24 protein-coding genes are annotated in these 26,933 nt (G+C 59.8%); 22 read left to right on the top strand and 2 right to left on the bottom strand.

Annotated features, from left to right (window positions below; genetic code table 11):
* Window positions 1-387 precede the first annotated feature (387 nt).
* The 11 genes from MTP37_RS11895 (at window position 388) to MTP37_RS11845 (ending at window position 12,370) form a co-directional block, all read left to right on the top strand.
* The gene (locus tag MTP37_RS11895) at window positions 388-1,245 is read left to right on the top strand and encodes a hypothetical protein (RefSeq protein ID WP_249237476.1); all 858 of its coding nucleotides are present in this window, start codon (window positions 388-390) and stop codon (window positions 1,243-1,245) included.
* 157 nt (window positions 1,246-1,402) lie between these two features.
* Window positions 1,403-2,710, top strand: coding sequence for a hypothetical protein (locus tag MTP37_RS11890; RefSeq protein WP_249237475.1), 1,308 nt, complete (start codon window positions 1,403-1,405; stop codon window positions 2,708-2,710).
* Between the two features lie 18 nt (window positions 2,711-2,728).
* Complete coding sequence (locus MTP37_RS11885) at window positions 2,729-3,436, top strand: response regulator transcription factor (RefSeq protein ID WP_249237474.1); 708 nt, start codon at window positions 2,729-2,731, stop codon at window positions 3,434-3,436.
* Window positions 3,437-3,951: 515 nt separating this feature from the next.
* Window positions 3,952-5,376 carry a sensor histidine kinase gene (locus tag MTP37_RS11880; protein ID WP_249237473.1) on the top strand — a complete coding sequence of 475 codons (1,425 nt, stop codon included), beginning with the start codon at window positions 3,952-3,954 and terminating at the stop codon, window positions 5,374-5,376.
* A 111-nt stretch (window positions 5,377-5,487) separates the two neighbouring features.
* Window positions 5,488-6,435 carry a DUF1385 domain-containing protein gene (locus MTP37_RS11875; protein ID WP_249237472.1) on the top strand — a complete coding sequence of 316 codons (948 nt, stop codon included), beginning with the start codon at window positions 5,488-5,490 and terminating at the stop codon, window positions 6,433-6,435.
* A complete protein-coding gene (locus MTP37_RS11870) occupies window positions 6,429-7,400 on the top strand; it encodes a N5-glutamine methyltransferase family protein (RefSeq protein WP_249237471.1) in 972 nt (323 codons plus the stop codon). Before MTP37_RS11875 ends, MTP37_RS11870 begins: the two co-directional genes overlap by 7 nt.
* Window positions 7,401-7,520: 120 nt before the next feature.
* The gene (gene recA, locus MTP37_RS11865) at window positions 7,521-8,705 is read left to right on the top strand and encodes a recombinase RecA (protein ID WP_249237470.1); all 1,185 of its coding nucleotides are present in this window, start codon (window positions 7,521-7,523) and stop codon (window positions 8,703-8,705) included.
* Window positions 8,706-9,215, top strand: a complete 510-nt coding sequence (locus tag MTP37_RS11860) for a regulatory protein RecX (protein ID WP_249237469.1) — start codon at window positions 8,706-8,708, stop codon at window positions 9,213-9,215.
* Window positions 9,216-9,599: 384 nt separating this feature from the next.
* Complete coding sequence (gene rimO / locus MTP37_RS11855; RefSeq protein WP_249237468.1) at window positions 9,600-10,925, top strand: 30S ribosomal protein S12 methylthiotransferase RimO; 1,326 nt, start codon at window positions 9,600-9,602, stop codon at window positions 10,923-10,925.
* Between the two features lie 18 nt (window positions 10,926-10,943).
* On the top strand, window positions 10,944-11,558 hold the full coding sequence (pgsA, locus tag MTP37_RS11850) for a CDP-diacylglycerol--glycerol-3-phosphate 3-phosphatidyltransferase (RefSeq protein ID WP_249237467.1): 615 nt from the start codon (window positions 10,944-10,946) through the stop codon (window positions 11,556-11,558).
* Between the two features lie 164 nt (window positions 11,559-11,722).
* Complete coding sequence (locus MTP37_RS11845; RefSeq protein ID WP_249237466.1) at window positions 11,723-12,370, top strand: hypothetical protein; 648 nt, start codon at window positions 11,723-11,725, stop codon at window positions 12,368-12,370.
* Between the two features lie 273 nt (window positions 12,371-12,643).
* Here MTP37_RS11845 and MTP37_RS11840 read toward each other — a convergent pair whose 3' ends face one another.
* A complete protein-coding gene (locus MTP37_RS11840) occupies window positions 12,644-13,816 on the bottom strand; it encodes a trigger factor (RefSeq protein WP_249237465.1) in 1,173 nt (390 codons plus the stop codon).
* Between the two features lie 313 nt (window positions 13,817-14,129).
* Here MTP37_RS11840 and MTP37_RS11835 point away from each other — a divergent pair, with 313 nt between their 5' ends.
* The 8 genes from MTP37_RS11835 (at window position 14,130) to MTP37_RS11800 (ending at window position 23,459) form a co-directional block, all read left to right on the top strand.
* Window positions 14,130-15,302 carry an NAD(P)-dependent malic enzyme gene (locus MTP37_RS11835; protein WP_249237464.1) on the top strand — a complete coding sequence of 391 codons (1,173 nt, stop codon included), beginning with the start codon at window positions 14,130-14,132 and terminating at the stop codon, window positions 15,300-15,302.
* A gap of 15 nt (window positions 15,303-15,317) precedes the next feature.
* Entirely contained in the window at window positions 15,318-16,157 is an 840-nt protein-coding gene (locus tag MTP37_RS11830) for a fumarate hydratase (protein ID WP_249237463.1), read from the top strand.
* A 13-nt stretch (window positions 16,158-16,170) separates the two neighbouring features.
* The gene (locus tag MTP37_RS11825) at window positions 16,171-16,725 is read left to right on the top strand and encodes a Fe-S-containing hydro-lyase (protein ID WP_249237462.1); all 555 of its coding nucleotides are present in this window, start codon (window positions 16,171-16,173) and stop codon (window positions 16,723-16,725) included.
* 187 nt (window positions 16,726-16,912) lie between these two features.
* Window positions 16,913-17,305: a metal-dependent transcriptional regulator gene (locus tag MTP37_RS11820; protein ID WP_249237461.1), complete on the top strand. Its 393-nt coding sequence runs from the start codon at window positions 16,913-16,915 to the stop codon at window positions 17,303-17,305.
* Between the two features lie 157 nt (window positions 17,306-17,462).
* Complete coding sequence (locus MTP37_RS11815) at window positions 17,463-20,765, top strand: DEAD/DEAH box helicase (RefSeq protein WP_249237460.1); 3,303 nt, start codon at window positions 17,463-17,465, stop codon at window positions 20,763-20,765.
* A gap of 12 nt (window positions 20,766-20,777) precedes the next feature.
* Window positions 20,778-21,767, top strand: coding sequence for a dipeptidase (locus tag MTP37_RS11810; RefSeq protein WP_249237459.1), 990 nt, complete (start codon window positions 20,778-20,780; stop codon window positions 21,765-21,767).
* 22 nt (window positions 21,768-21,789) lie between these two features.
* The gene (locus MTP37_RS11805) at window positions 21,790-22,641 is read left to right on the top strand and encodes a serine hydrolase (protein ID WP_249237458.1); all 852 of its coding nucleotides are present in this window, start codon (window positions 21,790-21,792) and stop codon (window positions 22,639-22,641) included.
* 44 nt (window positions 22,642-22,685) lie between these two features.
* On the top strand, window positions 22,686-23,459 hold the full coding sequence (locus tag MTP37_RS11800; protein ID WP_249237457.1) for a TSUP family transporter: 774 nt from the start codon (window positions 22,686-22,688) through the stop codon (window positions 23,457-23,459).
* A 223-nt stretch (window positions 23,460-23,682) separates the two neighbouring features.
* On the opposite strand, the gene MTP37_RS11795 is transcribed toward MTP37_RS11800, so the two are convergent.
* On the bottom strand, window positions 23,683-24,540 hold the full coding sequence (locus tag MTP37_RS11795) for a DegV family protein (protein WP_249237456.1): 858 nt from the start codon (window positions 24,538-24,540) through the stop codon (window positions 23,683-23,685).
* Between the two features lie 223 nt (window positions 24,541-24,763).
* Between MTP37_RS11795 and MTP37_RS11790 the strand changes: the two genes are divergently transcribed.
* From MTP37_RS11790 to ymfI, 3 genes are all read left to right on the top strand, one after another.
* Window positions 24,764-25,159 (top strand): CPBP family intramembrane glutamic endopeptidase, encoded by a 396-nt coding sequence (locus MTP37_RS11790; protein WP_249237455.1) that lies wholly within the window; start codon window positions 24,764-24,766, stop codon window positions 25,157-25,159.
* A gap of 10 nt (window positions 25,160-25,169) precedes the next feature.
* Window positions 25,170-25,679 (top strand): nucleoside deaminase, encoded by a 510-nt coding sequence (locus MTP37_RS11785; RefSeq protein WP_249237454.1) that lies wholly within the window; start codon window positions 25,170-25,172, stop codon window positions 25,677-25,679.
* 234 nt (window positions 25,680-25,913) lie between these two features.
* The gene (ymfI, locus tag MTP37_RS11780) at window positions 25,914-26,894 is read left to right on the top strand and encodes an elongation factor P 5-aminopentanone reductase (RefSeq protein WP_249237453.1); all 981 of its coding nucleotides are present in this window, start codon (window positions 25,914-25,916) and stop codon (window positions 26,892-26,894) included.
* The last annotated feature ends 39 nt before the right edge of the window (window positions 26,895-26,933 follow it).

Raw genomic sequence — 26,933 nt, 5'->3', positions numbered from 1 at the left:
GTATGTAACCCGGAGGGTACATGTGATTCGACGCTAACAATTACTGGAGGAAATTTTAAGGCAACACCGTGGTGGGGTACAGAAACAAATGTATTGTTTGTGGGGACTGGTACACTGAATGTGACAGGTGGAACCTTTGAGGGTACAGGAAGACTCGTGAACGCAATTCTTACGGAGGCACCTTCTGCCACAATTGAGAATGTAACACTCAAGGTGAATGCGAGTGTCAAGGGCGCTGGAATTTGTACTAGGGTTGGCAGTAAATACCCTGAACTGAAAAATGTAACATTTGAAAATACCGGCTCAGCTGACGATTACGGTGATCTTAGGCTGTATAATGTTCAGCCCGGGACATATGAATTTAATCTTACAGAAGATTTTGCACCAATGGCTGTAATAAGTGCCGAGAACGTATCGAAAGAGACGAAGGTCACCAAGAAGACGAACTCTCATTACCAGAAAGACCTGAAGCTGGTCAGCGCAGACCCGGGTTATATCATTGACTACCAGAAAAATGAAGACGGCACGGAGTACCGCTACTTTAACACACGTGTGTCGGGCAGGTATTATGTAAACCCCATCCATGCTACCATGGCTGTTGAAGGTGAAGATGTGCGGCCTTACAGCCAGTTTTTGCCTGGCACGAAAGTGACCCTGAATGCTTTCTCCAACGAAGAGGGCAAACAGTGCACCGGCTGGAAGGTGGAAAAAATTGCAGCCGATGGTGTGACCGAGGTGCATGATGTCTTAGTCCCCAACTCCGAGGACCCGGAAACAGCGACACTGACCGTTCCGGATTATGACGTGTTCGTCACTGCCGAGTATGAAGATGAGATCGTTGACCCCGGTACGGGCGGCGATGCCGCCGGCAACATTCAGGGCGCGCTCTCTGCTGTGGTCGTGGGTGCTGCCGCAGGTGCTATCATCTATGAAGCCGGTACCGGCATCTACCGCGTCATCAATATGCCCGGCATCCCCATGCCCTCCAACCGCATTGAGCTGGCCGAGCTGCTGTGGGAGCGTGCCGATAAGCCCGAACCTGTGAGCACCGCCCTCTACAGCGATATCGACGAGGACGATACCGACGCACAGAAGGCCGCCCATTGGGCAGTGGAGCAGGATCTGATGAAGGATGATGCGGACAACAATAAATTCAACCCGCACTTCCCCGTCAGCAAGCTGCGCGTGTGCACCACATGGGAAAAGGCCAAGCAGAAGGGCCTGTTTGACAAAACCGAAGAATAACCGCTGAAACCCCAAAGGGGCTGCTGCACAAAAGGCTGTGCGGCGGCCTCTTTCTCATTTTCAGGTGTTGGCATTGCGCCCGGCCCGTGGTATACTGACAATAGCGTATTTTCGGCCTTTGGCCGGACAAGTTTTCCACACAAAGGAGGTGCAGCGGTTGAAACATTCCAAACGGTTTTGCCGGTGGCTGCTGTGCACCCTGCTGTGCCTGTGTCTTGCAGGCTGCAGTATGCCGGGCGAACAGGTGCAGGTGGAAGAGCTTCTGCGTGCACCCAAGCTCTCGGGTGATTACGGCGATGTGCAGACGGCGCTGAACGACTGGCTGGGGGAGAGCGCACAGCTCAAGTACCCTATGCAGGGCGACCTGCTTTCGCCGTTCCTCATCCATGATCTGGACGGTGACGGCCAGCAGGATGCGGCGGTGCTTTATACCACGGCCCAGAGCTCCAATGTCTGTGTCGCGATCCTGCAAAAGGGCAGCGATGGAATGTGGCAGGTGCGCCAGAACGCGGAGGGCCTTGCCGATACGGTGGATTCTGTGGGCCTTGCGCAGCTGCAGCCGGGCGATGCCAGCCAGCTGGTGGTGGGCTATGTGGCCGCACAGGGCGACCACTATCTGGCGGTGTATTCCTACACAGACGGAGAGCTTTCCACCATTCTGGAACAGCAGTATCAGCAGTATCTGGTAGAGGATATCACCGGCGGGGGCAGTCAGGATCTGATCCTGATGTCCACGCTGGAGGACGGCGGCGTGCAGATCGAGCTGCTGACCGTAGATAAGGAGGGCTCCTTCCAGCAGGTAGCAGTCATGGGCCTTTCTGCCGACCGCTTCTCGGGCTGCGCCTCGGTGGCGGCAGGCGTGGGTGCGGATGGCAGGCACTATCTGGTGCTGGATGGCTGGACCGGTATTTCCGGCAACAATCTGGCGTCGGTGCTGCTGTACTTTGACGAGGACACGCAGCAGATGGTGCCCGCCGACCAGATCAGCACCGAAAAGCTTTACACCGCATCCCTGCGCAATGTGCCCAGTCTGGTCAGTCAGGATCTGGACGGCGACGGCATCGTGGAGATCCCCACCCAGCCCGATGAGGCCGGCCTTTTGAATATGAGCCAGAGCCGCCGCATGGACTTTATCGTCTGGATGGATTATACCAGCCCGAATCCGGAAAAAAGCTTCGGCCTGCTGGACGAGGAGACCAACTGTTATATCGAACTGCCCATGGAGTGGGAGGGCAACCTGAAGCTTACCGACAGCGAACAATACGACGGCGCCGTGGAGCTGCGCACGGTGGATGAGGATGAGCTGGTAATGACCCTGCGTCTGGTGCGCACCACATCCAGCCTGAAGGGATGGACCCGCCTTGGCATCGTGGCGTCCCGCCAGATGCAGGCGAAACTTGCCCCGGATGTGGAGATCAGTGATAAGAACTACCGCCTGTCCAAGGCGCTGCATCTGCTCAATTAAGGAACGGAGGAACAGTTCATGGTACGAGTGCTTGTGGTAGAAGATGAAGCCAATATCCGCGAAATGATCGCGCTGAACCTGCGTCTTGCAGGCATGGAGGCGGTGGAAGCCGAGAGCGCCGAGGCGGCTCTGCCTCTGCTGGAGCAGAAACCGGGCTGCGATGCGGCCATCCTGGATGTGATGCTGCCGGGCATGAACGGCTTCTCGCTGTGCGAGACCATCCGCCGCACCGACCAGAAGATCGGCATCATCATCCTCAGTGCCAAGGGACAGGAACAGGATAAGATCCGCGGCCTGTCCATCGGCGCAGACGACTATATGACCAAGCCCTTCAGCGTCAGCGAGCTGCTGGCCCGGGTGGAAGCGCTCTGCCGCCGCGTCAGCCGCACGGCAGGCGGGGACGAAAAGGAAAAGTCCAGCCCGCTGGGAATGCTCACCAGCGGCGAATTTGTGCTGGACGAGAACCGCCGTGTGCTGCTCAAGGCAGGCCAGCCCATCGAGCTGACACAGGTGGAATTCCAGATCATGGAGCTGTTTTTCCGCAATCCCGGCATCGCGCTGGTGCGTGAGAAGATCCTGAAGGGCGTGTGGGGTGAAAATTACTTTGGTGACGTGAAGATCGTGGATGTGAACATCCGCCGCCTGCGTATGAAGGTGGAGGACGAACCCAGCAAGCCCGCCCATATCCTCACTGTGTGGGGCTATGGATACAGGTGGGAGGAATGATGCTTCAGAGCGTAGTCGCGTGGGTTGGGCTTAAGGGCTTTTGAAAAATGTATCGCCGCCGGGTATGTTCTCTTTTGTGTGCCAAAAGAGAACCAGAAAGGACGGCGGTGCCCGCAGGGCATGAAAGCCCCAGTGGGGCTTTTAAGCCGCAGATCGGTTTGCGCAGCAAATGCCGCGTGTTCAGCGCGGCAAGGTATCCGCTACTTTCGAGGCGCGGGAGGCACGAATTAAGGGCTACTCGCCCTTAATAATCCCAAAGCAGTTGGGCTCCATACAAAAAATCCAAGTCGCTTTGCTAAAGGATTTTTTGTGTTACGCCGATTGAGAGTCGCTGCGCGACAGCCGAAGGCTGACAGCAGCAGATGTCGTTAACTATTACGACCCCTTCCGTGAAAAAGTAAATTAGAAAAATCCGCAGATTTTTCTAATTTACAAATATAAAAAATAATTTTTCCGCTGATATTGTTAGAGCGAAGCGGAGACAATTCTAAATCGTTTGAAAGGAGGAGAACGCCATGCGAAGCGGGATCACCCGTCGATGGCTGTGCGGCAGCCTGCTCATCACTGTGCTGCTGGTGCTGCTGGCCGAAACCATGTTCCTGTACAACTACACACGCAGCTATTATAACAGCGTTCAGCAGACCATGTACCGGCGGTTCTCCTCGGTATCCGGCCAGCTGAAAATGTACACCGGCGACACCGTGCAGAGCACCGCATCGATCCGCAGCATGGCGCTGCGCCGCATGGTGGAGCAGTTTGCCGACAAGGATAAATATGAATTCATGCTGCTGGACAGCTATGGCGGGGTCATTGCGTCTTCCAGCGGCACGAGCGCGGACGGCATTGTGACCGGAACCGACTTTGAGCAGGCGCAGGAGGCTTCCGATGGTCTTGGCGTGGCGGTCTACCGCACCCAGTCCGGCGAGCTGGTGATGGCGGCCTGCTATCTGGTGCCATACGCCGCCGAAGATGTGGCGGCGATGCGTCTTGTCACCAGCCTGACCCTTGTGGGAGCGCAGATCAAGAACGCCATCGCGGTAAGTGTTGTGATCGCGGCGGTGATCCTTGCCTTCACCGTGATGTCCGGCCTGTACTTCATCCGCAGCATCGTAGTGCCGCTGGGTCAGGTGGAGCGCACCGCAGCCAGCATCGCCCGGGGTGAGCTGGACGTGCGCCTGCCGGTCACCGGCGACGAGCGGGACGAGGTGGACCGCCTGCGCGGTACCATCAACCAGATGGCGGAAGGTCTGGAAGAGACCGAGAAAATGAAGAATGAATTCATCAGTTCGGTGTCCCACGAGCTGCGTACCCCGCTCACCTCCATCCGGGGCTGGGTGGAGACCCTGCGCACACTGGATGACCCGGCGGATGAAAACTACCGCAAGGGCCTTGAAATCATCAACAACGAGACCGGACGCCTGTACAACATGGTGGAAGAGCTGCTGGACTTCAGCCGCCTGCAGAACGGCCGCATCCGCATGGACTGCCGCCCGCTGGATCTTGTGGCAGAGCTGACCGACGCAGTGCTCTTCTGTGAGGCACGGATCCAGCGGGAGGGACTCATCCTCAGCTACACGGAGCCGGAGGAAATGATTCCGGTCTATGCAGACCCGGATCGTCTGCGGCAGGTGTTCATCAACATCATGGACAATGCCATCAAATATTCAGCACCCGGCGGACGCATCACGGTCAAGCTGTGGGCAGGGGAGTACAAGGCCTTTGTGGAGATCATCGATCAGGGCCGCGGCATCCCGCCGGAAGATCTGGAAAATGTCAAGACCAAGTTCTACAAGGGCAGCAACTCGGTGCGGGGCAGCGGCATCGGCCTTGCGCTGGTGGATTCCATCATGACGGCGCTGGACGGCACCATGGACATCAAGAGCACGCTGGGCCGGGGCACGGTGGTCACACTGGGCCTGCCGCTGTACCATAAGGTATAAAGCCTGCATAAACATTGCACACCGGCAGCTTTTTGTGCTTTGCAGATACAGATTTTGTCACAATTATGTGGTAAAATGACCGGGAAAAATATGATCCGATAGGAGAACCCAATGAATCAACCAAAAAAGGAACGTTTCAAGACCAGTGTGGGCGGTCAGGCACTGATGGAAGGCATTATGATGCGCGGCCCAAAGCTCATCTGCTGCGCGGTGCGCAAGCCGGACGGCACCATTGAGACCAAGATCGACCCCGTGAAGAACCATGGCATCTGGACCAAGATCCCGCTGGTGCGCGGCGCCATCTCCATGATCGAAAGTCTGATCGTGGGCTACCACTACATGATGTACTCCGCTCAGGTGAGCATGGGGGACGACTACGACCCCGAGGAAGAGGAGACCGCCTTTGAAAAATGGGTGGGAGAGCATTTCGGCCAGAAGGCTGAGGATGCCCTGCTGGCCTGCGCCGCTGTGGTGGGCGGCCTGCTGGCGATCCTGCTCTTTACGGTGCTGCCCACCCTCATCGTGGGCGGCGTGAGCCGTTTTATCACGCTGGGCCGCTGGGGCAAGGTGGTGCTGGAAGCTGTGCTCAAGGTCGCTATCTTCCTGACCTATATGGTGGGTATTTCCAGAATGAAGGAAATCCACCGGGTGTTCGAGTACCACGGTGCCGAGCACAAGACCATTGCCTGCTACGAGGCCGGTGACGCGCTGACCGTGGAGAATGTGCGCAAATACACCCGCTTCCATCCCCGCTGCGGCACCAGTTTCCTCATTCTGGTGGTCATCGTCAGCGTGTTTTTGTACAGCGTTCTGCCCTGGGGCAGCATCGGCCTGCGGGTACTGTTCAAGCTGCTGCTGCTGCCGGTGGTCATGGGCATCAGCTACGAGCTGCTCAAATGGTGCGGTCGGTCAGACAACATCGCCACCCGCATCATCCGCCAACCCGGCATCTGGGTGCAGCACCTGACCGTGTTTGAACCGGACGACAGCATGATCGAGGTGGCCATTGCCGCCGTGACCCCTGTGCTGCCCGAGAACCCGGAGGACGGCAGATGGTAAGTGCAGGTCTGTCTCCGCGGGAAGCGGTGCGCAGGGTGGAAGCGCGGCTTGTCGCCGCAGGCTGTCCGGATGCGGATTACGATGCACGGGAGCTGTTCCGTGCGGCAGCCGGGCGGGATGCCCGCCTTTCTGACCGAGTGCTGACCACGGAGGAAGCGGAAAAGCTGGAAAACCTCTGCACGCGCCGTGAGCAGCGGGAACCGCTGCAATACCTGTGCGGGATCTGGAGCTTTCTGGATTTTGACCTTGCCGTTGGCCCCGGTGTGCTCTGCCCCCGTGCAGACACCGAGGTGGTAGCGGAAGCGGCTGCCAATACCCTGACGGGCATTGCCGCGCCCCGGGTGCTGGATCTCTGCGCGGGGACCGGCTGTCTGGGGCTGGGCGTCAAGCGCTTCTGCCCGGCGGCGCAGGTGACCTGCGTGGAAAAAAGCCCGGAAGCCTTTGTTTATCTGGAAAAGAACTGCCGCTGTGCCCTGAAAGGGCAGGGCGGGCAGACGGAGGACTTGCTGGAGCCTGCTGCCTTTGAGCAGGAGGCTGCACCGGCCTTTGACTGGGGCCCGGCACTGAATGCCCTGCGCGCAAAGGCAAAGCCGGCCTATGCGGTGGAGCCGGTGCAGGGGGATCTGTTCACCTACTGGAAAAGTGCACCGGAAGGGGAGCTTGACCTCATCGTATCCAACCCGCCGTATCTCACTGCCGAGGAGATGCGGCACCTGCAGCCGGAGGTGGCACAGGAACCGGCCATGGCGCTGGAAGCGGGGGAGGACGGCCTTGTGTTTTACCGTGCCCTTGCACAGCATTACCAGAAGCTGCTGCGGCCCGGCGGCGCACTGGTGCTGGAGATCGGCTGGCAGCAGAGGGAAGCTGTGACGGCACTGCTGGCTGCAAACGGCTGGGCAGACATTGCGTGCCGCAAGGATTTTGGCGGCAACGACCGGTGCATGATCGCCCGCAGACCCGGCTGATCAAACGAAAAAAGCAAACAACTTCTTGTTGTAATATTTTGATTTTGTGGTATACTATACTGGAAGGTATACGGACAGCCCGCGCACGGCGGGCAGCAGGAAGAAAAGGAGCAGCACGCTATGGCGAAAAATCAGAACAACAACACCGTTGTCCCGGCCACCAAAAAGACCGAGCCGGAGGCAAAAAAGGACGCACTGGCCACTGCGCTGGCCCAGATCGAAAAGCAGTTCGGCAAGGGTGCCGTGATGAAGCTGGGCGACAACGCCTCCATGCAGGTGGATGCCATTTCCACCGGCAGTCTGGGTCTGGATCTGGCTCTGGGCGTGGGCGGTGTGCCCCGCGGACGCATCATTGAGGTGTACGGCCCGGAATCCAGCGGTAAGACCACGCTGGCACTGCACATTCTGGCCGAAGCCCAGAAGCAGGGCGGCGAAGTGGCTTTCATTGACGTGGAGCACGCACTGGACCCCACCTATGCCGAAGCGCTGGGCGTGGACATCAATAATCTCCTGGTCAGCCAGCCGGACACCGGCGAGCAGGCCATGGAGATCTGCGAAGCACTGGTGCGCTCCGGTGCCATCGATGCCATCGTGGTGGACTCGGTTGCCGCCATGGTGCCGAGGGCTGAGATCGAGGGCGAAATGGGCGACAGCCATGTGGGCCTGCAGGCCCGCCTGATGAGTCAGGCCATGCGCAAGCTGACTTCGGTCATCGGCAAGACCAACACGGTCTGCGTCTTCATCAACCAGCTGCGCGAGAAGGTGGGCGTGATGTACGGCAACCCGGAGGTCACCACCGGTGGCCGTGCCCTGAAATATTACGCCTCGGTGCGCATCGACATCCGCCGCGTGGAGGGCCTGAAGGACTCCTCCGGCCAGTTCATCGGCAACCACACCCGCGCCAAGATCGTCAAGAACAAGGTGGCACCTCCGTTCCGTGAGGCAGAGTTCGATATCATGTTCGGCGAGGGCATCTCCAAGATGAGTGAACTCATCGATGTGGGCGTGAAGCTGGGCATCGTGCAGAAGAGCGGCGCATGGTTCAACTATGGCGATGTCCGTTTGGGGCAGGGCCGCGACAACGCAAAGCAGTTCCTGAAGGACAATCCCGAGATCGCAAACGACATCGAGGGCCAGATCCGCGCCAATGCCGACAAGCTGTACGCTTCCCGCCGCCCGGCAGGCAAGAATGCTTCTTCCAAGGCCGAAGAGCCTGCAGAAGCGGCAAAGGACGCTAAGGAGCCGGTGGTCAAGGCACCTGCCCGCAGCAGCGAGAGCGAGCTGGATATCATGGTGGAGGATTAAATGTCCTTTTATAAACGCCGCCGCCCGAAGCCGGAAGAAGAAAAGTGTGCCGACCCGGCCAAGGCCCGCGCCCGCGCACTGGATGCGCTGGCCTCGCGGGAAATGTCCTCGGCCCAGCTGTACGAGCGGCTGTGCTATGGTTTTACGGAGCAGGCTGCGGCTGCAGCCGTGGCAGAAATGGTGGAGCGGGATTACGTAAACGATGACCGCTATGCCGAGGCCCGTGCCCACAGCCTGCTTGCTGCCCGCAAGAGCCGCCGTGCGGCGGCCCAGAACCTGCGGCAGAAGGGCCTTTCCGGTACGCAGATCGAGCAGGCACTGGAAAGCGTCTATGCCCCAGATGAGGACGGCGAAAGCCCGGAGCTGGAAGCTGCCGCCGCTCTGGTGCAAAGCCGCTATATGAAAAAGCTGGCCGATGGCCGCCGCGACCTTGTGACTGCTGCCCTCATGCGCCGGGGCTTTGCCTACCCGGTGGTGAAGGAAGCCATCCGCAGGGCGGAGGAGGAGTAGAACCCTCTCAGTCATCGCTGCGCGATGCCAGCTCCCTCAAAGAGGGAGCCTGACGAAACCGGAAACTTTACCGCATCGCCAAAAGCTCCCCCCTCGGGGGAGCTGGCACGCCGGAGGCGTGACTGAGAGGGTTCCGCAGTTCGCAGAAAACTTCCCGCCGCACCGCCGCTTCCATAGAAAGCAGGCGCGGCAGCAGCTGCTTCCCTCCGCGACTCCTCTCCGTGAAAATGGGTCACAGGAAAGTCCGCAGACTTTCCTGTGACCCGAAATTTAAAATAATTCTTCCGCTGTCTATGCGCAAAGCGAACGCGGAGCGCATTTTAAATCATGAAATCGTAAATTTTAAAAGCATCCCCTCAAAAGAGAAAGAGAGTATCACCCCCTATGAAAATTGCATGTATCTCCCTTGGCTGCCCCAAAAATCAGGTCGATCTGGATGTGATGGTGCACATCCTGCTGTCTGCCGGCCACGAGACCGTGGCAGATCTGGCCGAAGCAGATGTGATCCTTGTGAACACCTGCGGTTTTATCGAGAGCGCCAAGACCGAAGCCATTGAAAACATTCTGGAAGCCTGCTCCTACAAGCAGCAGAACCCAGAGCTGAAGGTCATCGTCACCGGCTGTCTTGCCGAGCGCTACCGCAGCCAGATCGAGGAAGAGATTCCCGAGGTGGACGCGGTGGTGGGCTGTGCCTCCAACAAGGCCATCGACACCATCGTGGACCGCCTGTTCCATGGTGAGGATCATCTGGAAAGCTACGGTGCCAAAAAGGACTTCCCGCTGGGCGGCAAGCGTGTCATCGGCACGCCCGCCCACTATGCGTACTTAAAAATTGCAGAGGGCTGCAACAACCGCTGCCACTACTGCGCCATCCCCGGCATCCGCGGCCCGCTGCACAGCCGGGATATGGCCGACTGCGTGGCCGAGGCCCGCTGGCTGGCCGGTGAGGGCGTGAAAGAGCTGATCGTGGTCGCGCAGGACCCCACCGCCTACGGCGAGGACTGGGGCAAGCCCGGCAGCATCTGCGAGCTGCTGGATAAGCTGAACAAGGTGCCGGGCCTCGAGTGGATCCGCATTATGTACGCTTACCCGGAGCGCATCACGGACGAGTTTATTGCCGCCATGAAGCGCAATGAGAAAGTGGTGCCCTACCTTGACCTGCCCATCCAGCACTGCAACGATACCATCCTCAAGAATATGAACCGCCGTTCCAACCGCGCCGAGCTGCTGGAGGTGATCGGCAAGCTGCGCCGCGAGATCCCCGGCATCACCCTGCGCACCACCCTGATCGCAGGCTTCCCCGGCGAGACTGAGGAGCAGTTCGAGGATCTGTGCAATTTCGTCAAGGAAGTAAAGTTCGACCGTCTGGGCTGCTTTGCCTACTCGGCCGAGGAAAACACCGTTGCTGCCAAGATGGACGGCCAGATTGATCAGGAGACCAAGGACAGGCGCGCCGAACTGGTGATGCAGATCCAGACCGGCATCATGGCCCAGAAGCAGGCCGAAAAGGTGGGCCAGACCGTGCATGTGCTTTGTGACGGCATCGACGAGGAGAGCGGCCTGTATCTGTGCCGCACCACCGGCGACGCCCCTGAGGTGGACGGCAATGTTTGCGTTTCCAGCGAGGAACCGCTGTATCCCGGCCAGTTCTACGATGTCCTGGTGGACGACAGCGACCTTTACGATCTATATGGCACTGTTGCAAAATAACAAATTGGAGGAATCTGTATGAATCTGCCCAATAAGCTTACCTTGACCCGCATCCTGCTGGTGCCCGTGTTCATGATCTTTGCGTCCCTGACCGGTCTGAACGGCATCGCGGATGGCTCCTTCCAGCCGACGTATTACCTGATCGCAGGCATCGTCTTTGCTGCCGCCAGCTTTACCGATTTTCTGGACGGCCATCTGGCCAGAAAGTGGAACATGGTGACCGACTTCGGCAAGTTTGCCGACCCGCTGGCCGACAAACTGCTCACCACTGTGGCCTTCATTTACATGATGCGGGACGGCGTGTGCAGCCCGGTGGTGCTGTGCATCATTCTGGCCCGCGAATTTGCTGTGTCCGGCCTGCGCATGGTGGCCGCCGGCGCCAAGGACGGCAAGGTGATCGCCGCCAACATGTGGGGCAAGGTGAAGACCGTGCTGCAGATGCTGAGCATCATCTTCTACTTCTTTGGCATGTCCATTGCAAGCATGTCGGCTACCGGCACAGAGCAGGGCGCGCGGCAGATCCTGGTAATCAGCATTTCCATGGTGCTGTGCTGGCTGGTGGCTGCCGTGACGGCCATTTCCGGCATCAAATACCTGTGGGACAACCGCAGCTTCATCAACACCGCAAAATAAAAAGAACCCTCTCAGTCAATGCCTTGCGGCATTGCCAGCTCCCCCGAAAGGGGGAGCTTTGGCAAAAACGGAGAAATTTATCTCTGCAGCCAAAACCTCGCCCTTCAGGAGAGGTGGCAATGCGTCCGCACTGACGGAGAGGGTTTTGCTATTAGGAAAATATCATGAAAAAATTTGCTGATACGGTGCGCCGCCTGCTCTCCATCGCGCTGAACCTGTTCATCGTCTGGGCGGAGCCTATTGCCCTGCCCATGAGCTGGGATTGGGGCAAAGAGCAGATGTTCATTTTCTACACGGAGGATTCCAACATCCTTTCGGCCTGCATCTGCGCTATGGTGGCGGTGAGTCAGCTGGTGTGCATCTTTACCGGCAGGGAACTGCCGCGCTGGCTGCACACCCTCAAGTATATCGCCACCTGCTGCCTGACCATGACCTTTCTCACGGTGGTGTTCGTGCTGGGCCCCATGTATGAGGATGGAAACGGCTGGTACATCATGCTGTGCACCAGCTCCATGCTGTACCATCATCTGCTCAATCCGCTGGCAGCCATCTTCTCCTTTGTGCTGCTGGAGCGCACACCGCGCCTGCCCCGCAGCACGGTCAAGTGGGCGCTGCTGCCCACGGTGCTGTATGGCGGCATCATTTTGTGGTTGAACATCCAGCGCGTGGTGGATGGGCCGTATCCCTTTATGAAGGTGTATGACCAGAGCGTGCAGGCATCGGTGCTGTGGTGCATCGCCATCCTGCTGATGAATTACTTCTATGCATGGCTGCTCTGGAAGCTGAACGGCGGAAAGAAAGAAAAAGCCTGACGATTTGAAAATGCCCGCCGCTTCGCTCTGGGCATAAATAGCGGAAATACTATTTTTTATTAGAGCAATACCGGACAGACTGCGGTCTGTCCGGTATTGCATTTTTCACAGAAGGGGCTGCAAAGAAAAACAGCATCTGAAAGCTCCGGCCCTTCCTGTGAAAAAGCAGCTCCGAAAAGCCCGCAGGCTTTTCGGAGCTGCAAATGAAAGATAAATTTTCCTCTGAATATGCCCAGAGCGGAGCGGAGGGCATTCTAAAGGGTTCCTGCGTTTTTACGCTACGGTGGAATTCTCTTCCAGCCAGGCCAGCACACAGGCCTGCAGAGCGTTCAGGTGCGCACGGTTCTCACCGTAGGTGTCGGCATAGGTGCTGCTGGCGTCGTCCAGTTCTTCCTGCGTGGGAGCAAGGCTCTTGGCTTCAGCCACGGCCTGAAAGATCAGATCCTGCTTTGCCAGATGCTCAAAATAGGCATCCGAAGCGGCCAGCATGGCATCCGCACTGGTGTAGCCCTGCGTCTGGGCAAAGGCGTTCAGATCCATGCTGTAGGCGGTGGCGTACTGGTTGTAGTGGTTCAGGAACATGCGGATGTAGTAGCTGGTGATCTCGGCAGGCAGCTCCTTGAAGGTGGAATTGGCCATCAGGTAGTCCACGATGGCATTGTCGTAGTTGTTGGCATACAGTGCATCGCTAAAGTAGCTGCGCAGCTGGTCGGCGGTGTGCAAATCGTCGCTGACGCCAAAGTTGGACTCCACCCATTCATCGGTCAGTTCGGGGGTCACGTTCTCGGAAAGGGAGTTCAGGGTCACGCTGAACACGGCTTCCTTGCCGCTGAGGGTGATCGTGTTGCCCTCGGCGTCGGTAGAATCGCCGTAGCCGTCCGGGAAGGTGACGGTCACATCAAAGGTGTCGCCCACATTGTGGCCGATGATCTGGTCCTCAAAGCCATCGATGAAGGAACCGCTGCCCAGCGTCAGGTCGTAGCCGGTGGCAGTGCCGCCGGTAAAGGCCACGCCATCTACGGTGCCGGTGTAATCGATGTTGGCAACATCCCCGCTCTGGGCGGCACGGCCGGTAACAGGCTGGGAGGTGGTGTACTGGTTCAGCAGGCTGTCCATCTGCTGCTGCAGCTCATCTTCGGTGGGGGTCAGGTCGCTCTCCTTCAGGGCGATGGAGCCGAAGTCCTCCGGCAGGGTTACATAGTCCAGTGCTTTGATGCCGTTCCAATAGCCGTTTTCGTCCAGACCATCGCTGTAATCAAAGGTCTCGTAATCGAAGTCGGCCACAGAACCAAACTGTGAGACAGACGCAGCAGTGGAAGATGCACTGCCGGAAGATGCACTGTCGGTCTGCTTGCGCCTGCTCAGCGTGAAGCAGGCGACAATGACGCACACCACTGCGGCAAGGGCCAGCAGGATGCACAGGAGCTTTTTGGTGTTGTTTTTCAAAAGAAATACCTCCATAAAAATCGGCCCGCAGGATGCTCGGGCCGTAAAACCGGAATAGACTCCCATCCATTATATACGTTCTGACGGCAAAAGAAAAGTTTTTTGCAAAATTTCCACAAATCCTGCGGCGGGTTTGTATCACTTTTGCCTGCCTGTGGGCGCAAAAATGGGCAAAAGCGGTGGAAATGGGCAGGCGGTTCTGTTACAATAAAAATAAGTGAGCCTTCCCGGGAACATAAGGCCCCTCCCTCAATGAGGGAGGCTTTTCCGCTGAGAGAGGGCGAGGATGCGAACCGCAATGGAGGAAATTTAAATGGATTACAATAAAGCTGCTCTGGAAATGCACGAGACCCACAAAGGCAAGGTGGGCATCGTGAGCAAGGTGGAGGTCGCTACCCGCGACGACCTGTCCACCGCCTACACCCCCGGCGTGGCAGAGCCCTGCCGCAAGATCAAGGAAAACCCCGAGGACGTGTATAAGTACACCTTCAAGGGCAACATGGTGGCGGTCGTTTCCAACGGCACGGCTGTGCTGGGTCTGGGCGATATCGGCCCGGAGGCCGGTCTGCCGGTCATGGAGGGCAAGGCGGTGCTGTTCAAGGAGTTCGGCGGCGTAGACGCCTTCCCCATCTGCATCGATGCCCACGACGCTGCCAGCGTCATTGCTGCCTGCAAGGCCATTGCGCCCACCTTTGGCGGCATCAATCTGGAGGACATCAAGAGCCCCGAGTGCTTTGAGATCGAGGAAACCTTGGAGCGGGAGCTGGACATCCCGGTGTTCCACGATGACCAGCACGGCACCGCGATCGTGGTCACTGCTGCCCTCATCAACGCCCTGCGTGTGGTGGGCAAGAAGATGGAGGATGTGCACATCGTCCTGAACGGCCCCGGCGCTGCCGGTACTGCCATCATCAAGATGCTCATGACCGCAGGCGCAAAGGACATCATTGCAGTGGATCAGTTCGGCACCCTGTACAAGGGCTGCAACAGCGCCGAGGCCCACAAGAACTGGCTGGGCGAGGTGACCAACCCCCGTCAGGTCAAGGGCGGCCTGAAGGAGGCACTGGAAGGTGCCGATGTGTTCATCGGCGTGTCCAAGCCCGGCATCCTGACCACGGAGCTGTGCAAGACCATGAACAAGGACGCCATCGTCTTTGCCATGGCCAACCCCACCCCGGAGATCATGCCGGACGAGGCCAAGGCCGGCGGCGTGCGGGTGATGGCCACCGGCCGCAGCGACTTCCCCAATCAGGTCAACAACGTGCTGTGCTTCCCCGGCCTGTTCAAGGGCGCGCTCAGCGTCCGCGCCCGGGACATCAACAATGAGATGAAGCTGGCCGCTGCCTACGCCATCGCCGACCTCATCACCGATGCCGACCGCAGCGAGGAGAACATCATCCCCGGCGCGTTCGACCCCCGCGTGGCCGAGGCCGTGGCAAACGCCGTGGCAAAGGCTGCCCGTGAGACCGGCGTGGCCCGTCTGTAAGCGGAGGACAGGGTTATGAGAACCATTTCCGCACAGGAGATCACGGATACCGTTGCACGGCTGTGCATCGAAGCCAACACCCGCCTGCCGCAGGACGTGCAGGCCGCGCTGGACAAGGCCCGGCAGGAAGAGCCGTGGCCGCTGGCCAAGAATACGCTGGACCTTTTGTGGTCCAATCTCTCTGCAGCCAGAGAGGAAAACCTGCCCATCTGTCAGGACACCGGCATGGCCTGCGTGTTCGTGGAGCTGGGTACCGATGTGCACATCGACGGCAGCTTTGAAGCCGCCATCCATGATGGCGTGCGCCGGGGCTACACCGACGGCTACCTGCGCAAGAGCATCGTAGCCGACCCGCTGCGCCGGGGCAATACTGGCGACAACACCCCGGCGGCCATCACGGTGCATCTGGTGGACGGCGAGGGCTGCCGCATCACGGTGGCACCCAAGGGCTTTGGCAGCGAGAACATGAGCCGCATCCAGATGCTCAAGCCCGCCGACGGCGTGGAGGGCTTCAAGAAGTTCGTGCTGGACACGGTGAAGCTGGCAGGCTCCAATCCCTGCCCGCCCATTGTGCTGGGCATCGGCGTGGGCGGCAGCTTTGACAAGGTGGCGTATCTGGCAAAGAAGGCCCTGCTGCGCCCGCTGGATGTCCCGAACCCTGACCCCTATTACGCACAGCTGGAACAGGAGCTGCTGGCCGCCATCAATGAGCTGGGCATCGGCCCCCAGGGGTTTGGCGGCAAAACCACCTGTCTGGGCCTTGCCATTGAGCAGATGCCTACCCATGTGGCAGGTCTGCCTGCGGCAGTGAACGTTTCCTGCCATGTGACCCGCCGCGCCAGCGCGGAGCTGTAAGGAGGGGAGAACTATGGAATACAGACTGACCACCCCCTGCACCGTGCAGGATCTTGCCCCGCTCAAGGCGGGCGATACGGTGCTGCTTTCCGGCGTGGTGTACACCGCCCGGGATCAGGCTCACAAGCGCATGACCGAAGCACTGGATAAGGGGGAAACGCTGCCCTTTGAACTTGAAGGCAGCGCCATATACTACGTAGGCCCTACGCCGGAGCGGCCGGGCGAGGTGATCGGCTCGGCAGGGCCTACCACCAGCGGACGCATGGACGCCATGAGCCCGCGCCTGCTGGACCTTGGCAACAAGATCATGATCGGCAAGGGCAAGCGGGACGATGCCGTAAAGGCTGCTGTGGTGCGCAACGGCGCGGTGTATCTGGCCGCTCTGGGCGGTGCCGGTGCCCTGATGGCAAAGAGCGTGCAGACGCTGGAAGTCATCGCATGGCCGGATCTTGGCTGTGAAGCGGTGCGCCGCCTGACTGTGAAGGACATGCCGCTGACGGTGATCCTGGACGCCCACGGCGGCGATCTGTACCAGTCCGGCCCGGCGGCATATCTGGAAACAACATAATTCATCGCCTTTGCACAAAATGCAGCCGGGCTAAAAACCGGCAAAACAGCAGATTTATGCAGAAGAAAATTGGTTTGCTTTAACAAACTTCCGCGAATTGCTTGCACATCGGTCAAAAGTGTGATATCTTGTACTATATGAAACCGTGGTGCTTTGCATCCCGGCACAGACAGGAGGCAAACATACCATGCAGATCCACCAATCCGCAGAAGATTATCTCGAAACGATCCTTATGCTCACCCAGCGGATGGGCCGTGTGCGCTCCATTGACGTTGTCAATGAGCTGGGCTTTACCAAGGCAAGCGTCAGCATTGCCATGAAAAAGCTGCGCGAGAACGGCTATATCGCGGTGGACGGCGAGGGCAACCTGACCCTGCTGGCACCGGGCCGCGAGATCGCAGAGCGTATCTATGGCCGTCACCGTCTGCTGACCCACTTCTTTATGCAGCTGGGCGTGGACGAAAAGACCGCCGCCGAGGACGCCTGTAAGGCAGAGCATATCCTGAGCGAGCAGACGCTGGAAAAGATCCGCGAGCGCGCCCTTGAGACCGACTCCGAGCTGACCAAGCCTGCCGAGTGACCGTAAAACCGGAAAATGATCCCGCTTCTTTAAAAGGAGCGGGATTTTTTGTACCCAAAAGGAGCCGCAACTTCCACTTGCATCCGGGAGCGGGGTGCGGTATTCTTATAAGATAAAAAGGTTTATTACCAGCTTCTGAGACCGGGAGGGAACAACCATGGATGCAGACGAGATCCGCGCGCTTTTGGGCGAAACTATTTTTGAGCGGGTCAAAAAATACCGCAGGCGCATCCAGCAGAGCACCTGCACCGTCAACGCCGATGGGGTGCGCCACATTTCGGCCATGGTGCAGGGCAGCGGCGGCAGCTATTACTACACGCAGGCATGGCTGCGGGAAAACGGCAGCTTTGTCAGCGCGTCCTGCAGCTGCCCGTATAACCAGAACGGCGAGGGTGCCTACTGCAAGCACATTGGTGCGCTGTTGATGGAGGATGCGGAAAAGAATGCGCCCGCCCCCGCTGCAAAGCCGGATGCCATTCCGGGCGTGGTGCGGGGCACTGCCGGGCTGGGAACAGAGCCATCCCGCCGCGACAGCTACGCTTCCGGTCTGGAGATGCTGTTTGGCAAAAAGTGGCACGGGGAAGCGCCGGTGTCGGACAACGAGGCCCGCAGGCTGCTGGATACCTATAAGGAAGCCGCGCTGGAGGACCTTGGCGGCGGCGAGGTGCCCCAGCGCACCGGTTTTGTCCGGCTGGAACCGGAGCTGACCCTGCTGCCCGGCGCGCAGCCATGGCTGCGGCTGCGCATTTCGGACGGCGGGCGGCAGTATGTGGTCAAGAGCATCCCGGACCTTTTGGAGAACATCGAACACGGCCGCAGCGTCAGTTACGGAAAGGCGCTGGCCTTTGTGCACCGGTGGGATGCCTTTGATGAGGAGTCCCGCGCCCTTTTGCAGTTGCTGCGCCGTCAGGTGAGCGCAAGGCAGAGTCTGGATAAGGCTGCAGTGCGGGTGTATGGCGGGGCCGAGCAGGGCCCGGCAGGCGGCATGATCCTGACCGGAGAAAACTTTGACGCCCTTGTTCAGATGTACGCACACACCGGCTTTCTGGGCGGCTACGAGCTGCGGGAGGGGCTGCCCGCAGTCACCCTGACCGTGGCACGCAGCCGCGGCGGCGTGCAGGTGGAGGGCGAACCCGCACTTTCCGCTGTGCAGGGGCTGGATTATGATTATCTGTTCAGCGAGGACACCCTCTGGCGGCTGCAGCGGCCCGGCTGTACCCGCATCTTGCCTGCGCTGCAGGCGCTGGGCGGCAAGAGCCTGTTTTTTACAAACGCAGATGCCACCGCCTTTTGCAGCTATGTGCTGCCGGAGCTGGGCAGCAGGCTGAATATCGTGGACCCGGAACGCCTTCTGCTGAACCAGATCCCGCTGGAGCCGGTGGTGCAGTTCTATCTGGATGCGCCGGACAGCTTCCGCATTGAGGCCCACGCGGAATTTCTGTACGGAGAGGATAAGGTCACACCGTTTGCCCCGGCCCCGGCGGGCCTCTTGCGGGATGTGCGTGCCGAGAGTCGTGCAAAGCGGCTGCTGGCTTCCTATCTGCAGCCCGGCGTCGGAGGCAATGAGGAAGTGTACGGCACCGCCGACGAGGAAGAGATCTGCCGTCTGCTGGAAGAAGGCATCCAGGCCCTGCTGGCAGAGGGCGAAGTCTACCTGAGCGATGCATTCCGCAGCCTGCAGGCCGCGCCGCCGCGCATTACGGTGGGCGTTTCGGTGCACGGCAGCGTGCTGGATCTGGAAGTGGACACCGGCGAGTTCCCGGTGGCCGAGCTGAAAGAGCTGCTGCGCTCCCTGCATCAGAAAAAGCGCTACCACCGCCTGCGGGACGGGAGCCTGCTGCGGCTGGACGACAGTCTGGAAGGGCTGGATGAACTGAACGATACACTGGAGCTTTCCGGTGTCAGACTCCGGAACGGCCACGCCGAACTGCCGCTTTACCGGGCACCCAGTCTGGACTGGGCGCTCTCGGGCCAGAACGGCCTGCGCTTCAACCGCGACGATGCCTTCCGCCGCATCAGCCGCAGCTTCCATGCCGTGAAGGACAGCGAGTATACCCCGCCGGAAAGCCTGCACAATGTGCTGCGCAAGTACCAGAGGGACGGCTACCGCTGGCTGCGCACGCTGGACGGCTACGGCATGGGCGGCATTCTGGCCGATGATATGGGCCTTGGCAAGACGGTGCAGGTGCTCAGCTACCTGCTGGCCATGAAGGAAAGCGGGCAGACCCTGCCCAGCCTCATCGTCTGCCCGGCGTCGCTGGTGCTCAACTGGCAGGAGGAATGCAAAAAGTTCACGCCGCAGCTCATCTGTGTGGCGGTGGACGGCGACGCCGCCCACCGTGCCGAGCTGGCAAAGCAGTGGGCAAACGCCGACCTTGTGGTGACCAGCTACGACCTGCTGCGCCGGGACGAAGAGCGGTATGCGGAGCAGGCGTTCTATGCCTGCATTCTGGACGAAGCCCAGGCCATCAAGAACCACACCACCCAGAAATACAAGGCGGTGTGCGGGGTGAACAGCAAAGTGCGGTTCGCCCTTACCGGCACCCCGGTGGAAAACCGCCTGGGCGAATTGTGGAGCATCTTCTCCTTCCTGATGCCGGGGTATCTGCCGCCCTACAAGACCTTCTGCGCCCGGTTTGAAAAGCCCATCGTGCAGGAGGAGGACAAGGAAGCCCTGCGGCGGCTGAACCAGCTGACCGGGCCGTTCATCCTGCGGCGCATGAAGTCCGAGGTGCTTAAAGAGCTGCCGCCCAAGACCGAGAATCTCCACCGCATCGAGCTGGACGAGCAGCAGCGCAAGCTCTACCTTGCCGCTGTGGTGGACGCGCGGGAAAAGCTGCGCGCCGCCAAGCCCGAGGACAAAATGGCGGTGTTCGCGGTGCTCATGCGCCTGCGGGAGATCTGCTGCGACCCCCGCCTTGTGGCGGACAACTGGGACGGCGGCAGTGCCAAGCTGGATGCCTGCATGGAGCTGGTGACGGCTGCTGTGGAGGGCGGACACCGCATCCTGCTGTTCAGCCAGTTCACCTCCATGCTGGAACTGCTGGCAAAACGGCTGGACGAAGCAGGCGTGAGCCACTTTACCCTGCAGGGCTCCACTCCAAAGCCGGTGCGTGCGGAGCTTGTGCGCCGGTTCAACAGCGGCGAAGCGGATGTGTTCCTCATTTCGCTGCGGGCGGGCGGCACCGGCCTGAACCTGACGGCGGCAGATATCGTCATCCACTACGACCCGTGGTGGAACGTGGCCGCGCAGAATCAGGCCACCGACCGCGCCTACCGCATCGGCCAGCGCAATCCGGTGCAGGTGTACAAGCTCATTGCGCAGGACACCATTGAAGAAAAGATCGTGGAGCTGCAGCAGGCAAAGCAGGACCTTGCCGAGACGGTCACCGGCTCGGCAGACGGAGCGATCCTGTCCATGAAGCCGGAAGAGCTGCTGCAGCTGCTGCAGGAAGAATAAGGAGAGACTGCCATGAAAGTCTGGGATCTGCACTGTGACACCCTCAGCGAGCTGCGCCGCGCCGAAAAGGCGGGACGGCCCAAGAGTTTTGCGCAGAACGATCTGCATATCGACCTTGAAAAATTACAGAAAGGCGACTATCTGCTGCAGTGCTTTGCAGCATTCGTCAATCTGGGTGATAAGACGCCCGGAGCGGACCCGCTGGTGACAGCGCTGGAAGAGATCGACCAGTTCAAGCGCATCATGGCGGCATACCCGGAAAAAATTGCTCCGGTGTACACGGCGGCGGACATCCGCCGGAATGCTGCGGCGGGAAAGATCAGCGGGATGCTCACCATCGAGGAAGGCGCCTGCTGCAAGGGCAGCGTGGGGGTGCTGCGCCGGATGTATGAGCTGGGCGCGCGCATGATGACCCTGACATGGAACCACGAAAACGAGCTGGCAAGCCCGCAGCGGAACCCCGGCGGCGTGCTGGTGCCCCAGACCGAAAAGGGTCTGACCGGAACAGGCTTTGAATTTCTGGCCGAGATGGAGCGGCTGCATATGATCGTGGACGTGAGCCATCTTTCGGATAAGGGCTTCTGGGATATCGTGGAGCACGGCACCCGGCCTTTTGCGGCCAGCCACTCCAACTGCCGTGCACTGGCACCCCACACCCGCAACCTGACCGATGAGATGATCCGTGCCCTTTCGGAGCGCGGCGGCATTGCGGGCCTGAACTACTATGCGCCCTTTCTGGACGCCGACCCCACCCACCCGGAACGCTGCCGCAGCACGGCGGCGCTCATTGCGAAGCATGCGGCCCACTACAAACAGGTGGGCGGTGCGCAGATGATCGCCCTTGGCAGCGATTTTGATGGCATCGATGGCCCCCACCAGCTGGAAAATGCTGCCTTCCTGCCGCTGCTGGCGGATGCCCTGCGCAAAGAGGGCTTCACCGAGGACGAGGTGGAGGGGGTCTATTTCCGCAACGCCATGCGCTTTTTTGAGGAGAATCTGTAATATCAACGGAGAATATGCCGATATGGATAAAAATATGACGCTGGAAAAGCGCATTGCTGCGGAACTGTACTGCTATCAGGGCAGAATGAGCGTGTTCGTGGACGACCTGCAGGGCCATACCGTGGAGGTGGGCGCGGACGAGGAGTTCGAGACCGCATCCACCATCAAGGCGTTCCTTCTGGCGGCGCTGTATTTGCAGGTGCAGCGGGGCAGGGCCAGCCTTATGGACGAGCTTGCCTACGAGCAGAGCCAGTTTGTGGACGGCAGCGGCATGCTGCGGGCGCTGGGTGTGGGCGCACGCCTCAGAGTAAAAGATACCGCTACCATGATGATTATTTGTTCGGACAACATCGCCACCAACATGCTCATCGACTATCTGGGGCTGGACACCATCAACGCCTGCATCCGGGAGCTGGGCTTTGCCCACACGGTGCTGCACAATCCGCTGCACTTTGACCGTTACCGCCAGCTTGGCACCACCACGCCCCGGGACTATGCGGCACTGTTCGCCCGCATTGCAAAAGGGGAGTTGGTCAGCCAGGAAGCCAGCGCCGAGATGCTTGCCATCCTGCGCCAGCAGCACTACAACACCATGCTGACCCACGATTTTCCTCAGTATTATCTGGACTGCGAGGAGACCGGTGCGCCGGAGCTCATCTGGGTGGCCAGCAAGAGCGGCAGCATGAACGCCTGCCGCAACGATGGCGGCATCGTCCATACCCCCTACGGCGAGTATGTCATCGTGCTGATGAACAAGGACTTTCATGATATCATCGAGTACAATGAACACCCCGCCATGGTGTACGGTGCAAGGGTGTCCCGCATGATCCTGGATCAGGTGCTGGCCTGTGAGGGACGGCTGTCCCTGTCCTGAAATGCACGTGCAAAAAAACTGGAAAAATAGAGGGAATTATAACAATGAGTACCACGCTCTCGCCATGGATGATGGCGTTTCTCATTCTGATGACGGGCTTTGCAGGCTTTGTGGATTCGGCAGCCGGAGGCGGCGGCCTTATCAGCCTGCCGGCCTATCTGTTTGCCGGGCTGCCGCCCCACTACACCTATGCTACCAACAAATTCAGCGCCGCCTGCGGCACCACTTTTGCCACAGCCAACTTTTTCAAAAACGGTGCCATGAACCTGAAGGTGGGCATCCTTGCAGCCATTGGCAGCTTTGCGGGCAGTGCACTGGGGGCGCACATCGTGCTGCTGCTCAGCGATGAGCTGCTGCGCACCATGATGTTCCTTATCCTGCCGGTGGCGGCGGTGGTCATTTTGTGGCAGCGCGACCTGCCGGACCAGAACCGGGACGACGGCACCCTGAACCTGAAAAAGATCCTGCTGGCGCTGGGCATCGGCTTGGGCATCGGCCTGTACGACGGCATCGTGGGCCCGGGCACCGGCACCTTTGCCATCATTGCCTTTACCACCCTGATGGGCTTTGACCTGCGCACCGCCAACGGCAACGGCAAGGTGCTGAATCTTGCCAGCAACTACGCCAGCCTGTTCACCTATCTGATGAACGGTCTGATGGTGTTCCACATCGGCATCCCCTGTGCCGTCAGCAACATTCTGGGCAACCTGCTGGGCTCCCATTTCGCCCTGAAAAAAGGTGCACGCTTCATCCGCCCCATGATGCTGGTGGTGCTGGTGCTGCTGTTGGGCAAGCTCATCTCGGACGCAGTGCTGTGAGCGCCGGGCGGGACGATCCGGAACTGCTTTTTCACAGGGAGGCTTCCTCTCAGGGGGAGCTTATTGCTGCCTGACAGCCAGCAGCCTAAAACCTCCCCCTTTCGGGGGAGGTGGCATCGCGCAGCGATGACGGAGAGGGTTCACCCCCCTTAACCAAAAAAACAAGCCGGGCAGCCCGCAGGGCTGCCCGACTTTGGTCGGATGATCTTTTTTCGGTGGTCGCTTATTCCAGCACCAGCTCTTTGTCGAAGAATGCCAGACCGAACGCGCCGGGGCCCGCGTGGGTGCCAATGACGCAGCCGATCTGCCGCACCAGCGGTTCGGGCAGATCCAGAGTATCCCGGAAGTAGTTCTGGATGGGCTGCACTTCGCGCAGGCTGGCAGAGTAGCCTGCAACCGTGGCAAAATCCGGGCTGATGCCGCCCAGTTCCTCGATCTTCTTGAACAGGGCCACATAGGCACCGGGCAGGCCGCGGGCCTTGCCGGCCATGGCTACCTTGCCCTCCTTGATGGTAATGAGGGGCTTGATGCCCAGCATCCCGCCCGCGACGGCCACGGCGGCAGGCAGACGGCCGCCCTTGCGCAGATACTTCAGATCGTCGATGGCAGCAACCAGATGCAGATGCTCCTTGGCATGCTCCAGATCGGTGGCGATCTGCACCAGCGTCTTGCCTGCGTCCCGCAGTTGCACGGCCAGGCGCACCAGCAGCGCTTCGCCCAGACACACGTTGGCACTGTCCACAAACAGCACGTTGTCCACATTGGCAAGGTCTGCAGCCAGCTTTGCGCACTGCCATGTGCCGGACAGCTCGTGGGACAGGAAGATGCCCAGCACTTCGTCCCCGGCAGCAGCGGCTTCCAGATAGAACTTCTCGAACAGTTCCGGGCTGGGCTGGCTGGTGGTGGGCAGTTTGCGGCAGGAAGCCAGATGGTCATAGTAGGCGCTGGGGGTCATGTCGATGCCGTCCCGCAGGACGACGCCGTCCTCCAGCGTCACGTTTAAAGGAATCACGGTCACGCCCAGCTGTTCCGCCTCGGCAGGCAGGATGTCGGACGCAGAATCGGTAAGAATGCGGATCATAAAAAATACCTCCGGATCTCCGGTGAGTGAGAGCTTAAATCATGTTAGTCGACGATTTTTGATAAAAGGTCGGAAAACATTATACCAGAACCGGCAGGGAAAAGTCAATCGTTTTCCAGTACACTCTGGCCGAAATTGCTTCGTCACAGCGCAAAATACTTGCGCGGCGGCCAATGGATGTGATAAGATAGACGCTGATCGATGCGGCAGGGAGGGCAGGGCCATGGAACGGAATGAAAAAACAAGGGCCCTGCTGGCCGCATTCGGCTGTGCGCTGGCTTACCTGCTGGCGGGCAAGGCTCTGACGGCGGTCCTGCCGCAGGTGCCGGAGGAAGCCGCCCGGATGTGGGCCTTTGTGCACCGCTGTGCCGCTGCGCCCATCGTGGAAGAACTGGTGTTCCGCGGCGCCATCCAGCAGCTGGCCCGGCCGCTGGGCGAGAGACAGGCTGTAGCTTTGCAGGCGGTGCTGTTTGCCGTGCAGCATAGGGGCCCGGCAGGCATGGCCTATGCGCTGGTGTGCGGCCTTGTGCTGGGCACCATCCGCAGCCGCACCGGAAGCGTATGGCCGGGGATGCTTTTGCATACATTGAATAATCTGCTGGTTTTTGCAGCAGGATAAAGAGGAGCCTATGACCGATTTTGAATTGATGGGCCTTGCGCTGGAGGAAGCCCGCAAGGCGGCGGCGCTGGGTGAGGTGCCGGTGGGGGCGGTAGTGGCCCGCAGGGGCGAGGTGGTCGCTGCGGCCCACAACACCCGCGAGACCGAAAAAAACGCGCTGCACCATGCAGAGCTGCTGGCCATCGATGCGGCGTGCAAAAAGCTGGGCGGCTGGCGGCTGTGGGAGTGTGAGCTGTTCGTTACACTGGAGCCCTGCCCCATGTGCGCCGGAGCGATCCTCAACAGCCGGGTGCGGCGGGTGGTATACGGTGCGGCAGACACCAAGGCAGGCTGCTGCGGCAGCGTGACCGACCTGTTCGCCATGCCCTTCAACCACCATCCGGTGGTGGAAAGCGGTCTGCGTGCCGAGGAGGCACAGGCGCTTTTGCAGGCGTTTTTCAAAGACCTGCGGGCACGGCTTGCGGCAAAGCCGAAGTGGAAACCGCCGGTACAGCCGGGGCAGAATATGAAAAAACCGTAAAAAAGTGGAAGCTGCGTGAAAAAGCAGGCGGCTTCCACTTTCTTTTTTCGGCAAATTGTGCTATATTATTTAATGGTGTTTTGTCGAAACCCATCTTGCGCACCTGCCTGTCACGCCAAGCGCCGGACTTTGACCGGAAAAGAAATGGACGTTGACCGGGGGCGATGGGCGACAGAACATCTCCTGCACGGCGCACAGCTGCTGTGCAGAGAACACGACAGGAGGACCATACTCTTGTACGAAGATGAATTTGAACTGACGTTCAATCTGTCGGGCGAGGAGCCGCAGCCGGAACAGGCTGCGCAGGAACCGCCCGCAGCGCCAAAGCCGAAGGCGGCACCGGAAGCAGCTGCAGTGGACGAACCCACCCGGGTGATGGTGCTGGAAAAACCTGCGCCGCAGCCGGTCCCGGAGCCGGAGACGCCAGAACCGCCGCAGGAGCCGGAGAAACCGGCAGCCGAAGAGGCAGCTGCAGCGCGTCCGTCTGCGGGCAATGGCCGGGGCGTTTTGATCTCCGGCGGCGACCGGGGCATCGGTGCGGCTGCGGCCCGGGCGTTTTATGAGGCCGGCTTCCGCGTGGCGGTGCTGTACCACAGCAACGCCGAAGCCGCTGCAGCACTGGAAAAGCAGCTGCCTGGCATTACCGCCGTCCAGTGCGATGTGGCGTCCCGCGCCAGCTGCGAGCTTGCGTTCCGCACCGCAGAGCAGGCGCTGGGCCATGTGGATGTACTGGTGAGCAATGCGGGCATTGCCCAGCAGAAGCTGTTCACCGACATCACCCCGGAGGAGTGGCAGCACATGCTGGATGTGAACCTGACCGGTGCATTCCACCTGTGTCAGCTGGCGCTGCCGGGCATGATCCGCCGCAAGGCCGGACGCATCCTGACGGTGAGCAGCATGTGGGGCCAGACCGGCGGCAGCTGCGAAGTGCACTACTCCGCAGCAAAGGCGGGCCTGATCGGCCTGACCAAGGCTTTGGCCAAAGAAGAAGGCCCCAGCGGCATCACAGTGAACTGTGTTGCGCCCGGGGTCATCGATACCGATATGATGGCAGCGTTCACCGCCGAGGATAAGGCGGCGCTGGCCGAGGAGACCCCGGTGGGCCGTCTTGGCAGCGCAGATGAGGTGGCAAGGCTGCTGGTGTTTCTGGCGGGCGAGGATGCCGGCTACATCACTGGACAGGTGTTCGGTGTGAACGGAGGACTTGTGATCTGATGCGCGGGAACACGTTATTACAGGATTTTCCCCGGAGCA

Origin of the sequence: Faecalibacterium sp. HTF-F, assembly GCF_023347535.1 — a bacterium.
Lineage (GTDB): Bacteria > Bacillota > Clostridia > Oscillospirales > Ruminococcaceae > Faecalibacterium > Faecalibacterium wellingii.
The sequence above is the reverse complement of the archived record's forward strand: the minus strand, read 5'-3'. Positions and strand labels throughout refer to the sequence as shown.